The sequence below is a fragment of the Gordonia sp. C13 genome, assembly GCF_023218005.1.
GTDB classification, from domain to species: domain Bacteria; phylum Actinomycetota; class Actinomycetes; order Mycobacteriales; family Mycobacteriaceae; genus Gordonia; species Gordonia namibiensis.
In genome coordinates this window covers 73,232-85,071 of the sequence record NZ_JALPSY010000025.1, presented here as the reverse complement: position 1 = coordinate 85,071, position 11,840 = coordinate 73,232, and the positions used below count along the sequence as shown (strand labels likewise).

Here is an 11,840-nt window from a genome sequence, read left to right as displayed (position 1 = left end):
CTGGCTACACCACTACAATCACCACCGAGCCCACACCGGCATCGGCGGACTCACCCCGATCGAACGCCTACACGTTCACAACCTGCCCGGGTCTTACACCTAGCTGCCGATCTCGACGGCTTCGGCACTCGACACGGCGGCACGTCGCGCACCCGTGACGAACAGCACCAGACCGACGACGATCCAGGTGGCCAGCGTCAGCCCCGCGGTGAGACCGGCTGCACCGCCGAAGTAGGCGGCCGAGCGGACCAGGGTTCCGGCCGCACCCGGCGGCAGGATCTGTCCGACAGTGCCCAGCCCGGACGGCAACCACGCGGCCGAACCGGCGATACCGGCCAGCGGATTGCCGAGGAACATCATGACCATCGCACCGATGGTGAAACCTTTGGCGCCGAACGCATTCTGCAGGCCGCCAGAGGGATGGCCAGGGCGGCGACACCGAGCGCGATCGAACCGGCGACCGCCCAGAAGCCCGTCGACCACAATCCCGCGTCGATACTGCCGAACCCGAAGGTGAGCATGGACGCCACGATGACGCCACCGACGGCCGAGAAGGTGATCAGACCGGCCAGGTACCAGCCGTTGCTGCGCGGGAAGATCTTCCGGAACGCGACGACCGGCACGATACCGCCGAACACGAGCGGGAACGCGAGACCGCCGATGCCGATGCCGGTGGGGTCGCCCTCGGGCAGCGGGACGACGTCCTCGACCGTCACCTTCTCACCAGTTGCCTGCCCGACCGCCTGCGCGGTACCGGTGAGGCTCCCGCTGATCGACGCCGAGCCTGCGCTGGCAACCAGGGTGTGGACACCCGCCTCGTCGACCACGAAACCGCCGACCACCTCACGGTGCTCGATCGCGTCTCGCAGCCCGGCCTCCGAGTCGTAGCGCTGAGGCTCGTACGCGTCGGGAGCCGCCGTGGCCAGGCTTCGCTCGAACGAACTGACCGCGGCCGGCGCACCGACCACACCGACCCGCAGATCGTGGGCACCGCTCTTCAGCGACGGCAGGATGAACACCATCAGCAGGAGGATGAGGATGGCACCTAAACCGGCGGTCAGACCCACCAGCATCACCATGGCCGGCGGCGTCTTCTTTCCCGAGGCCACCTTCTCCTCATTCGCCGTGATTCCCATCTCCGTGGATGTCATCGACTGTCCTCCAGACCTAAACCGGATGCTTTTCCTCCGATATTTAGTGGATGATAGTCCTCCGGTTAGGCTGGGGCTATCAACACCGATGTGACGGACGAGTCACGGGGTCGAGAGGACGTGGACATGCGAGCAGATGCAGCGCGCCGTCGTCAGGCGATCGTCAAAGAGGCCCGTCGACTGTTCGCGGCACAGGGCGGCGGTGTCGCACTCGAGACCGTCGCCGAGGCTGCCGGGGTGGGGATCGCCACGCTCTATCGCAACTTCGAGTCCCGGCATGCGCTCGCTGACGAAGTGGCGCTCGCGATCCTGAACGACATCGGGCGCGCCGCCGACGAGGGTCTCACCGAGATCACCACCACACCCGACGCCGCGTGGACGGCGTTCGTGAATCGGCTCGTCGAGCTGGATCTCGGCGCCCTGTCTGCGGCGTTGGCCGAGTACGTGACCGCTGCGGTCCGCACCACCCAGACCCAGACCCTGGCCCGCGTCGACGAACTGCTCGGTTCGGCCAAGAACGCAGAACTGGTCCGTGACGACCTCGACGCACTCGAGCTGATCGTCGGGATCGGCCTCATCACACGCCCTCAGCCCGAGGCCGTCGCGGCAGTGACCCCGAACCTCGTGCCGCGCCTGGTGTCCATCCTGTTGGCGGGTATGCGCCCGTCGTCCGACGAATGACCCGCCTCGCGCTCAGACCGCCCCGCGTGCGGCCCACGCAGTGGCCGAGACGATGAACCGCCCGTCGCCGAGACGCTTCCGCGCCACCGCCTCGAGTTCGCTCCGATCGGTGGCGTCGAGCGACTGCACATACTCGCCCGCCGGACCGACGCCGAAAGTGTAGGGCTCCCACCACTCCTCGAAACTCGGATGAACAACGTCGACGGTGATCGGCTCCTCGACGACGCTCCGCAGTCCGGCCATCGCGAAGAGTTCCGTGAGATGACCACGGTGCGCGCCGGACAGCAGCGCCTCATCCCGGGCGTCCGGCTCGAGCACGTGTACCGCATCCCAGAACGGGGCGAGCGCTCCGGTCGGCCCGTCCCACACGCAGGCCGCGACGGTCCCGCCCGGACGTGTCACGCGTGCCATCTGCGCGAGACCGCGAACCGGGTCCGTCATGAAATGAACCACCAACTGCGCGAGTACGTGGGTGAATTCGCCTGTGTCGTAGGGTAATTGCTCGGCAGTACCACGGCGCACGTCAACGTCGGGAAATCGTTCGCGACAGGCATCGACGAAGGGTGGGGACGGATCGATCGCGCTCACAGCAGCACCCAGTGTCAGCACATGGGAGGTCAGCGCCCCGGGGCCACACCCGACGTCGAGGACATCCGAATCGGCACCGACCCCCGCGAAGGCGGTGAAGACCTCGGCGAGCGGATCGGCGTAGCGGCCCATGAAGCGTCCGTACGCCTCGGGCGGGACGGCGAAACCCACTCCTCCATGCTACGACTCACCGACCATTCGAACCTCATGCCAATCGATCTCGACCGGCCCGGGTCAGTACAGCTGGTCCTCGCGCCATCCTCGGGGCGCTTCCCTCGATCACATGGTCCACATGTTTGGACGTCATCCGTTCATACCAAATGGAATCGGAGATGCACATGCGCGATCGGAACGGTGCAACAATCACACCGCTCGAACCCGACAAAGCGCTCGGAGCCCACTAGGTGGCCGGGTGTGGTCATCGCGGCGACGGCAACGACCACATGCAGACGACGAAGTGGAGAGCGACCGATGAAGCGTTTCCGCCTGTTCGGCATCACGGCGTTGGCCATCGCCGTGCTCACGATCTCGTTCGGCACTGCCCATGGCGCGCCGGCACCTGCAGCGCCCTCACACTTGTCGATCGCCTCCGCGGACGGCACCTCCGTCACGTCGACCCTGCGGAACGCCACCTTCGTATCGGCCGGGAGCGAGCTGCGGGTCGTCGACCCGAACGGGCGGCTGCTCGAACGCGTCGCCCTGACCCTGCCCCTCAACGGGGCGAAGGTGCCGCTGCGCACGCAGGTCAGCGCCGATCGCACCCAGGCGACCTTCACCCCGATCCTCACGCCGGAGGCTCACGCCGCGATCGCGGCGGGCGTTCGTCCCGCGTCGGCGAAGAAGGATCGCGCGTATCAGCAGATGATCTGGCACATCAACAACGGCTGGAACCGCGGCGGCAACGTGACCACTGCGATCGGTGCGCTCGCCGGCCTGATCATCGGCTGCCTCGTCATCGTCGGTTGCATCTGGGGCGCCGGGGTCGGCGCTGCCATCGGTGCGGCAATCGGCATCAGCAACGGCGATCCCGCCACCGCACAGTCGATCCTGAACTGGATCAACACCCCATGACAGAGGGGTAGCTCCCCTCGATTCCGGACGCGGCCCTTTTCCCCCGCCGCCCCGGAGTTCCCCCAGGAAGATCCCTCGCGCCCTCCCCCGACAGAAACGCGCGAGGGATCTTCTTTGCAGAAGGGTACTTTACAAACCGAAACTTTTGTATAGACAACGCCCATTGTCTTGATCAGTGCCTGGCCCGGCGACCGTCCGTCCCGGTGAGCCGACAGGTGCCGGGCAGTGGCCCACCACCACCGAGCACGGCAAACTGGTGGCCATGACCATCGCCACCGACCTCGGACTCGCTCCTGGTCCCGCGACCCCACTCCCGCGCGTCCCGCTTGCATGGTCCATGCAGCACAGCCGCAACATCCAGATGAACGGGTGGCCGGCGACGGCCGCGCACTTCGACGTGGACGTCGACGCCGGGATCGCCGTTGACGCCGGGGGCGGGAGTGCGCTGCGCGCCGAGATCGAGAGCGCGCGGGTGCCGGTCGGCGCGGCAGGATGACGACACGTAATCACGGGCAGGACAGCGAGTCGCTGCTGCGCAACTCGTTACTCGACGGGTTGCACGACCTTCTGACGGAGCGAGACTGGTCGGCGATCCGCATGTCGGATGTCGCCGCCGCCACCGGTGTCAGCCGACAAACCGTCTACAACGAGTTCGGGTCGAGATACGGCCTGGCACAGGGATATGCGGTCAGGTTGGCGAACCGCTTCGCAGGGCATGTGGCCGAATCTCTCGCCGACCACGTCGGCGATGTCACCGGCGCGCTGCGCACTGCTTTCACCGAGTACTTCACCGGCGTGGCCACCGATCCCCTGATCGCGTCACTGCTGTCCGGCGAGGCCAAGCCGGATCTGATGAAACTCATCACGACCGACGTGGCGCCGATCATCGCCACTGCGAGCGAGCGACTGTCGCAGGCATTTCGCGAGTCGACATGGTTGGCCATGCCTGATTCCGACATCGTGCGGATCTCGCGCGCGATCACCCGCATGGCGCTGAGCTTCGTCGCGATGCCGCCGGAAGGCAACCGCGACGTCGCGGCCGACCTCGCCGAGATCATCGCCCCGGCCATCGAAGCCGCGCGAATCCGGGACTGAGCCAGGGCCTGCAACGCACCGTCGCCAGCCCTTCGTGGCTCGTCGCTGGCGCTCCTCGCACCTCAGGGAGCGGTGGCGTCTCGTCGCAGGGACGGATTTCAGCGCGTGGAAGTCAAGCGCGTCAGACGTTTTCCGGCTCCCCGCCGGAGCACACTGCGGTAGACCCGTTCGACCAGCGGGGTGCTCGCGTCCTCCGGGTCGACGAGCTCGTTCTCGGCGATGATCGAGGCCTCGTCATCGATGACCTCACGGTCGAACAGTTCGAGTGTACGGCCCGGGGTGGCCAGCGCCTCGATCGCCCCGACCAGCGAATCCGTCTCTCGCACAGCGTCGTCGAAGACCTCGGCATCGACGCCGAGGTGTTCCGACAGCAGCCGGGTCCGCATTGACGTGATGTTGTCGCGGATGCGTGCATCGTCGGGGTCGTCGCGGCGCGCCTCGATCGCGACGTCGCATTCACTGTCGAAGCCCAGCGATCGGTTGTTCAGATTGGACGAACCGATGCGCAACAGGATGTCGTCGATGACGAGCACCTTGGCGTGGACGTAGATCTCGTCGCCCTCCGAGGTCACCGGATAGTAGGCGCGGAACCGGTCGTGGACGTCGGCACGCCACAGCATCCGGAGCAGTTTGTGCCGTGCACCGTCCATGGCCAGTCGTTCGACCGGGCTGTCGGCATGCCGCGGGAGGACGACGACGATCTCCGGACCATCGGGTTCGGCGAGTCGTTCGGCGAGCGCATCCGCGATCTCGCGGGCCGCCAGGTACTGGCTCTCGATGTAGATCGTGCGTCGGGCCGCTGCGAAGGCCGCCTTGTAGAGGCGGCGGATCTCGTCGACTTCCTCGCGATCGTTGTAGTGCGGGATGGTTCGGGCGACCCCGACCTCGCAGTCGGTGAAGGTGACCCCGAGTTCCTCGGGCCAGATGTCGGGACCTTCGGTGTCGACGAGGGGCGCCAGACGTTCACCGGTCGCCGCTTCCCACCGGTCGACGGCGACACCTGCGACTACACGTGCCGCATCCCCGTCGAGCGCGACGGTCACGTCATGCCAGGGACCATGTGGCTCCCCATCGGGATCACGACGGAAGTCGTTGTGCGAGAGGTGCTCCGAAGTGTCCCAGCGGTCGACGGTCATGTCTATGCCGCCGCAGAACGCGAACTGATCGTCGATGACAGCGATCTTCTGGTGATGTGCGGCCGACACCGGATGGGCGGCATCGATCCGAAAATGCAGTCGACGCCCCGTCAACAGGTCCTGGACGAACGGCGGCGCCACACCGCGCAGCATCCCGGTGAAGGCACCCGTGCTCCAGCGCAGCACATAGATCTCGAGTCCCGGCCGGTTCGCGCCGAGCCACTTGAGGAATTCGCCGAGCCGGTCGGGGACGTCTCCCTCCGGTGACCGCGGGTCCAGACTGATCCTCGTGTCGACATCCCAGCCGATCAGGATGACGCGGCGGCGCGCCTGCAGCAGCGCCGACTTGGCGTGCAGGAAGTAATCCGCCGCATCGACGATGCAGGCGACGCGGTCGGCGGTCGCGATCTCCCGACAGGTGTCCCCCGCACGCAGTATCGGCTCGTGCCCCGGTTCGTCCGTCATGTGGTGTTCCGCCCCGTTCTTCTCACGGTCGTGTTTCGCAGCCCCCGCCAGCCCGTCATTCTGCCAACACCCACAGCGCAGCGCGGCACCGCACCGCGTGGCACTCCTTACACTCGTCGGGGTGAGACCCGACTCGGCCAGTGACCTTGCGGAACAGAGGGACCTTGGGGAACAGGGGGACCTCGAAGAACGCAGGGACCTCGGCGAACGCCCAGCCCGTCGACGACGCCGGCCGTTCGTCGTCGCCGCCGCGCTCGTCATGGTCCTGATGTTGGGCGCAGGGGTGATCGCCTGGCGCACCGTCCCCGAGCGGTGGCTGCCGTGGGACACTGCGGAGTTTCCCCAGGTCGACGCCGGCCGGCTGACGCCGACGCAGAACCGGATCGTCGAGTTGCTCCGCGACGAGCACGCCGCGCAGCGTCCGGGCACCTTCTACTCCGAAGGCGTCGACGAACCGTGGTGCGCGAACTTCGTCAGCTGGATCATGCGCGAGGCCGGGGCACCGTTCGCCAACCCCCACTCGGGGCACTGGCGAATTCCGGGGGTGTTCACCCTCCAGGAGTATTTCGAGGACAGCCGACGTTTCGAGCCGGTCGGCGACTACACGCCCCGCGTGGGCGACGTCGTCCTCTACGACCGGTCGTCGGCCCTGGGCCAGCACACCAATATCGTGGTCCGGGTCGACGGCGACGAGGCCACGACGGTCGGGGGCAACGAGATGCGCAAGATCCGGGTACACGAACTGGACTGGAGGTCCGACGGCGGCGTCGTCGGGTTCGGACGCCTCGACCTCGAGCGGGATGCCGAGCGATGACCGACGATAGACGGCTGATCTACCGCTCGCGCCCTCCGGGCGCTTTGCGACCCGCACTGGCGGTGGCCCGGCACTTCACCGACGCCGCACACCTCGCCTCGCAGAAGCCGTTCGACGGATCGCTCGATCTCCTGCCGCACACCGAACTGCCGGGCCGCTTCGGGTGGAGCCACTACGGCCTCATGTTGCCGTCTCTGCCCGACCCACACCGATACCTGAGCCTGATGGTCATGGCCGGCATGACCGGTCTCCGCGCCTTCGACTTCCCGCAGGAGGCCACCCCCGACGACCCGCAGGACATCATCGTCGCCTCCGCGTCGAGTGGTGCCGACAGCGCGTACGCGCGGGAGGTGCTCTCCATCCGACGCGACGGGCGGTTCGCACCGAACCGCGCAGAGTTCGGCACCCTGGCGTCGATCACCGGCACGCACCCGCAGTTCGACATCCGGATCCATGCAGGTGACCTCGACGCCGAGCTGACGATGACGTGTCGACCCAATCCCACCTGGTTCGTCAGATCACCTGTCTGGCAACACATCGGCCACGTAGGACGCTACCGGGGTCAGGTGACGCACCGCGGTGCGACGACCGAGATCTCAGGAGTCGGAAACCTCGAGTACGCGCGCTCCATCAGTCCCTATGTGGTGCTCCGCCGGGCCGCGGACCGGCAGATCCCGCTGGAGTGGTTCAGTTATCACGTCGTCGACCTACCCGGTGAACGCCAGATCCTTTTCACCCAACTGGGGGTCTCCGGAAGCATCGTCGAGACCAACGTCATCCGCCGATCACTCGACGGCGCAGCCGATCACAAGGTCCACGAGGGTTATCACCGCGTGCTGGAGACGGACGACACCCCCACCACGGACTCACACGGGAACGAGCGATTCCTCCCCCGCGTCTTCGAGTTCGGTTGCAGCGGCGTCTCGGTCGTCGGAACCTACGACTGTCCACAGCGATTCGCGGTCGGTCGCGGTTACATTTCCGGTTACGACGCACGGGTGCGCGTCGACGGCGAGGAGTTCACCACGCGGGGGTACTCCGAGCACATCGACGAACGACCCCACCGCCACCGGAACGGGTCCGGTACAGCGACGACAGGAATGCCATGAGCTTCGACGGATTCCCCGAAGCCGCTCTCGACTTCTACGACGATCTCGAGATCGACAACTCGAAGTTCTTCTGGGAGCAGCACAAAGAGATCTATCGCACCGCGGTCGCGGAACCGATGACGGCTCTTGCCGAAGAACTCGCCGACGAATTCGGCATCGCCAAGCTGTTCCGCCCGTACCGCGATGTGCGCTTCTCCAAGGACAAGTCTCCGTACAAGACGCACCAGGGTGCATTCGTCGCGGTGGCACCGGCCACCGGGTACTACATCCAGATCGGCGCACCCGGTGTCCGGGTCGGCGCGGGTTTCTACGAGGCTGCGCCGGCGCGCCTCGCCGAACTGCGGAAGGCCATCGACCACGACCGGCACGGCCCCGAGCTCGAGCGCATCGTTCGAAAACTCGCCAAGGCCGGATGGGAGATCGGCGGCGACCGCCTGAAGACCGCTCCGCGCGGCTACGACATCGATCATCCGCGCATCGAACTGCTGCGCCACAAGTCGCTCTTCGCCGGCCGCGACTACGGCTTCGACGAGGTCATCCACACCCCGGCGCTCGTCGACCGCGTCCGCAAGGATTGGCGCGAGACCAATACGCTCGTCGACTGGATCGTCCGCCACGCCGCCACCTGAACACCGAGCGTCCCGAACGACTTTCGCGTCACGCCCCGAGACATCGGCTACGGGGTCCGCGGGACACGAATCGGTAGCGGTTCGCGATCTGGTCCCTCTCGCTCAGGTCGGCGAGTTCATACTGACTGCAAGCCTGTGACGGTGGCGCCGTCGACGGCGCCACCGTCAAGCCGACCTGCGTCAGCACCTCGGGCGTGCGATTCTTGCTCGGTGATGCCCGTTCACGTGATGTCCGCCTGCGAGCGGAGGAGCCTGTAGATGCCCGATCATGTTCACCACGGTCACATCTTCCATCTGGCCGGCAACCCGTTGATCGCCGAAGCGTCGGACGCGCTCGTCGAGATCCCCGACGGGGCGCTGGTGGTCGGAGCCGACGGCACGATCAAGTACTGCGGTGAGAAGTCCCGCCTACCAGCAGAGTTCGCGTCCGCCCAACGGCACGAACACCCCGGCGGCTATCTGATCCCCGGATTCGTCGACACGCACATCCACTTCCCGCAGACCTATGCGGGTGACTCCTACGGTGGCGGACAGCTTCTCGAGTGGCTGAACCTCTGCATCTTCCCGTCCGAATCGCAGTTCGTCGATCCCGAGTTCGCGCGGACCGCGGCAGTCGAGTTCACCAAGCGACGGGTCGCGGCCGGGACGACCGCGATGATGGCGTTCGGGTCGGCGTTTCCCCACGCGCAGGACGCGCTCTTCGAGGAGACCCGCAAGGCGGGGCTGCGCCTGGTCTCCGGGCGCGGAATCCAGACCGTCGGAGGCGACACCGCGAAGCCGCTGCTCACGTCGGAGGAGGATGCAATCCGCCTGACGAGGGACGAGATCGAGAAGTGGCACGCCGCCGACACCGGCGACCACCGAACGGCGCTCCTGCACGTCGCGATCGTGCCGAGGTTCTCGTTGTCGGTGACGACCGAAACCCTGCGGAATCTCGGCGAGCTCTACGACGAATACCGCGACCGGGGTGTCTACGTGCACACTCACCTCAACGAGAACAACCGGCCGGGTACCGGCGAGATCGACACGACCAAGGACGTCTATCAGGTCGACTCGTACCTCGACACCTACGACGGCAAGTTCCTTCCCGGCTCGCAAGTCGGCGGCAAGAGCCTGCTCGGGCCGCGCACCATCCTCGCTCACAGCGTCCACTGCCAGGATGCCGAACTCGCGCGTATGGCCGAGACCGGGACCTCGATCTCCCACTGTCCGGTGTCACAGCTGTTCCTCGGGTCCGGGACGATGCCGTGGAAGCGCACGGTCGCCTCCGGGGTCAACATCTCCGCGGGAACCGATTTCGGCGGTGGCGACGAGTGGTTGATCCCACGCGTCCTCGGTGACGCATTCAAACAGCACATCACCGAACCCGGCGAGGCCGGGGTGTCGATGCACCCGGCGGAGATGCTGTTCATCGGGACCCTCGGCGGGGCCCGCGCGCTCGACATGGAGAACCGCTTCGGGAACTTCGACGAGGGCAAGGAAGCAGACTTTCTCGTCATCGAACCGGTCGACGGCCTGAAAGCCATGCTGGACAACGCTGTCCGCTCCGACGACCCCGTACTCGCCCGCGATCAGACCCTCTTCGGGCTGCTCATGGGAATTCGCGAATCCTCGATCGCCGAGGTCTACGTCCAGGGCCGACAAGTGGTCCTGTAGCCAGAGCAATGGTCGTCACCCTGTCGGTCTTCCATCCCGCTTCGCAGGCGGGATTTGCCGACTGGGCGGCATCGCTCGCCGGGTCGGCGGCCGACACCGAGGGTTGCCTCGGTACCGACATCTCGACGGTGACCGACGGGCATTTCGAACCGGCGGTGGCGGCGACGTTCGCAGACCCCGAGGCCTGCGACCGCTGGCTCGACAGCACCCAGCGGGCGGAGATCCTGCGCCGGGGAAGCGATCTGGGCTTTCTGCCGTCGGCGCCGACGCTCGTACTGGTCGACGGCGAGGCTCCCCCGACCGGAGTCGGCGCCTTCCGTCACGACATCCTCCCGGGCAGGTCCGACGAGTTCCTCCGCGCGCAGCGTGAACTGACCGACGCCGCATCGGAGTTCAGCGGATATGAAGGAACCGCCCTGTTCATCGACGACGCCACCGGGTCCGCGCTGTCGGTGTTGCGCTTCCGCACCGCCCGGCAGCTATCGGCCTGGGTGTCATCTCGGGAACGCGGCGAAGCGCTCGACATCTTGCGATCGAGCCTCACCCACGACTTCGAGACGATGTCGGCGACCACCGCCTTCGGCACCACGGTGCGCACCGACAACGGCCGCTTCCGTCAGACGCCGAACTGGAAGTCGGCGATGATGGTCCTGTTGGTGCTGTACCCCACGGTGATGATCCTGTCCCGGTTCCTCGGACCGGTGCTCGACCGTATCGGAGCGGAACCATGGCTGGCACTGTGGCTGAGTCAGGTCGTGAGCGTCGGGTTGATGCAATGGTGGCTCATGCCGTGGGCGGCGAAACCGTTCCGCCGCTGGCTGGATCCGGTGGACGGCGACGGCCTGCGCAGCAATCTGGCCGGGACCGTGACGATTCTGCTGCTCTACATCGTGTGCCTGGTGATCTTCGCCAACGTCACCTGGCTCCAGTTCTGGGATTACGTGGACAGCTGACTCAGCCGAGCACCCCGTCGAGATAGACCCACCGCCCGTCGTACCGGGTGAAACGGCTGCGTTCGTGGAGTGACCCTCGCTCGGAGCCGGACTTGTAGTACGCGGTGAAAGTGACCTCCCCCTCGGTGTCGAACGGCGATCCACCGTCCGTCGACTCGACGTCCAAGCGGTACCAGCGCATCGCGTCGTCGAGTTCGAGGTCGTCCGGGCGGGTGTCGGGGTGCCAGCTGACCAACAGGTGGTTGCGGTCACCGAGGGCGAAAGCGGTGAAGCGCGAGCGCATCAGCGCCTCTGCGGTCGGCGCGGCGCGCTCACCGGCGAGGACGGGTCCGCAGCATTCGCCGAAGGGGAATCCGGACAGGCACGGGCACCTCGCGCCGGGATCTCGGTTTGCCGATTCGGTGTTCATTCCCCGCATCTTAGGGGTAGACAGAAACGAGATCACCCAAGAGGCGGTCCGGTTGCCCATGAGGTGACCGGGCCGACCCCAAC

At 66.6% G+C, this 11,840-nt stretch carries 14 protein-coding genes and 1 pseudogene; 10 read left to right on the top strand and 5 right to left on the bottom strand.

Annotation, left to right across the window (positions count from 1 at the left end; all coding sequences use genetic code 11):
• Nucleotides 1-103 (top strand): annotated as a pseudogene (locus M1L58_RS18025) (IS481 family transposase); the annotation flags it as partial.
• On the opposite strand, the gene M1L58_RS18020 reads toward M1L58_RS18025, so the two are convergent.
• Together M1L58_RS18020 and M1L58_RS18015 are read right to left on the bottom strand one after the other, a co-directional pair.
• Nucleotides 100-366: a hypothetical protein gene (locus M1L58_RS18020; RefSeq protein ID WP_248659927.1), complete on the bottom strand. Its 267-nt coding sequence runs from the start codon at nucleotides 364-366 to the stop codon at nucleotides 100-102. The pseudogene M1L58_RS18025 and the gene M1L58_RS18020 overlap by 4 nt on opposite strands.
• The gene (locus tag M1L58_RS18015; RefSeq protein WP_248659926.1) at nucleotides 357-1,151 is read right to left on the bottom strand and encodes an ABC transporter permease; all 795 of its coding nucleotides are present in this window, start codon (nucleotides 1,149-1,151) and stop codon (nucleotides 357-359) included. Before M1L58_RS18015 ends, M1L58_RS18020 begins: the two co-directional genes overlap by 10 nt.
• 126 nt (nucleotides 1,152-1,277) lie before the next feature.
• Between M1L58_RS18015 and M1L58_RS18010 the strand changes: the two genes are divergently transcribed.
• Nucleotides 1,278-1,832 carry a TetR/AcrR family transcriptional regulator gene (locus tag M1L58_RS18010; RefSeq protein ID WP_248659925.1) on the top strand — a complete coding sequence of 185 codons (555 nt, stop codon included), beginning with the start codon at nucleotides 1,278-1,280 and terminating at the stop codon, nucleotides 1,830-1,832.
• Between the two features lie 12 nt (nucleotides 1,833-1,844).
• On the opposite strand, the gene M1L58_RS18005 is transcribed toward M1L58_RS18010, so the two are convergent.
• A complete protein-coding gene (locus M1L58_RS18005; protein WP_248659924.1) occupies nucleotides 1,845-2,591 on the bottom strand; it encodes a class I SAM-dependent methyltransferase in 747 nt (248 codons plus the stop codon).
• A gap of 300 nt (nucleotides 2,592-2,891) precedes the next feature.
• Between M1L58_RS18005 and M1L58_RS18000 the strand changes: the two genes are divergently transcribed.
• The 3 genes from M1L58_RS18000 (at nucleotide 2,892) to M1L58_RS17990 (ending at nucleotide 4,586) form a co-directional block, all read left to right on the top strand.
• A complete protein-coding gene (locus M1L58_RS18000; protein WP_248659923.1) occupies nucleotides 2,892-3,491 on the top strand; it encodes a hypothetical protein in 600 nt (199 codons plus the stop codon).
• 175 nt (nucleotides 3,492-3,666) lie between these two features.
• Nucleotides 3,667-3,987: a rubredoxin reductase gene (locus tag M1L58_RS17995; RefSeq protein WP_248659922.1), complete on the top strand. Its 321-nt coding sequence runs from the start codon at nucleotides 3,667-3,669 to the stop codon at nucleotides 3,985-3,987.
• Complete coding sequence (locus M1L58_RS17990) at nucleotides 3,984-4,586, top strand: TetR/AcrR family transcriptional regulator (protein WP_248659921.1); 603 nt, start codon at nucleotides 3,984-3,986, stop codon at nucleotides 4,584-4,586. Before M1L58_RS17995 ends, M1L58_RS17990 begins: the two co-directional genes overlap by 4 nt.
• Before the next feature lie 98 nt (nucleotides 4,587-4,684).
• On the opposite strand, the gene M1L58_RS17985 is transcribed toward M1L58_RS17990, so the two are convergent.
• A complete protein-coding gene (locus tag M1L58_RS17985; RefSeq protein ID WP_248659920.1) occupies nucleotides 4,685-6,187 on the bottom strand; it encodes a phospholipase D-like domain-containing protein in 1,503 nt (500 codons plus the stop codon).
• A gap of 259 nt (nucleotides 6,188-6,446) precedes the next feature.
• Between M1L58_RS17985 and M1L58_RS17980 the strand changes: the two genes are divergently transcribed.
• From M1L58_RS17980 to M1L58_RS17960, 5 genes are all read left to right on the top strand, one after another.
• Entirely contained in the window at nucleotides 6,447-7,001 is a 555-nt protein-coding gene (locus M1L58_RS17980; RefSeq protein WP_248659932.1) for a CHAP domain-containing protein, read from the top strand.
• Entirely contained in the window at nucleotides 6,998-8,110 is a 1,113-nt protein-coding gene (locus tag M1L58_RS17975; RefSeq protein WP_248659919.1) for a DUF6670 family protein, read from the top strand. Before M1L58_RS17980 ends, M1L58_RS17975 begins: the two co-directional genes overlap by 4 nt.
• Nucleotides 8,107-8,739 (top strand): DUF2461 domain-containing protein, encoded by a 633-nt coding sequence (locus M1L58_RS17970; RefSeq protein ID WP_248659918.1) that lies wholly within the window; start codon nucleotides 8,107-8,109, stop codon nucleotides 8,737-8,739. Before M1L58_RS17975 ends, M1L58_RS17970 begins: the two co-directional genes overlap by 4 nt.
• Nucleotides 8,740-8,997: 258 nt before the next feature.
• Nucleotides 8,998-10,395 (top strand): amidohydrolase family protein, encoded by a 1,398-nt coding sequence (locus tag M1L58_RS17965; RefSeq protein ID WP_248659917.1) that lies wholly within the window; start codon nucleotides 8,998-9,000, stop codon nucleotides 10,393-10,395.
• Between the two features lie 8 nt (nucleotides 10,396-10,403).
• Nucleotides 10,404-11,348, top strand: a complete 945-nt coding sequence (locus M1L58_RS17960) for an antibiotic biosynthesis monooxygenase (protein ID WP_248659916.1) — start codon at nucleotides 10,404-10,406, stop codon at nucleotides 11,346-11,348.
• 1 nt (nucleotide 11,349) lies between these two features.
• Here the strand turns inward: M1L58_RS17960 and M1L58_RS17955 are convergent, their stop codons facing one another.
• Nucleotides 11,350-11,757 (bottom strand): YchJ family protein, encoded by a 408-nt coding sequence (locus M1L58_RS17955; protein ID WP_127963271.1) that lies wholly within the window; start codon nucleotides 11,755-11,757, stop codon nucleotides 11,350-11,352.
• Nucleotides 11,758-11,840 lie beyond the last annotated feature (83 nt).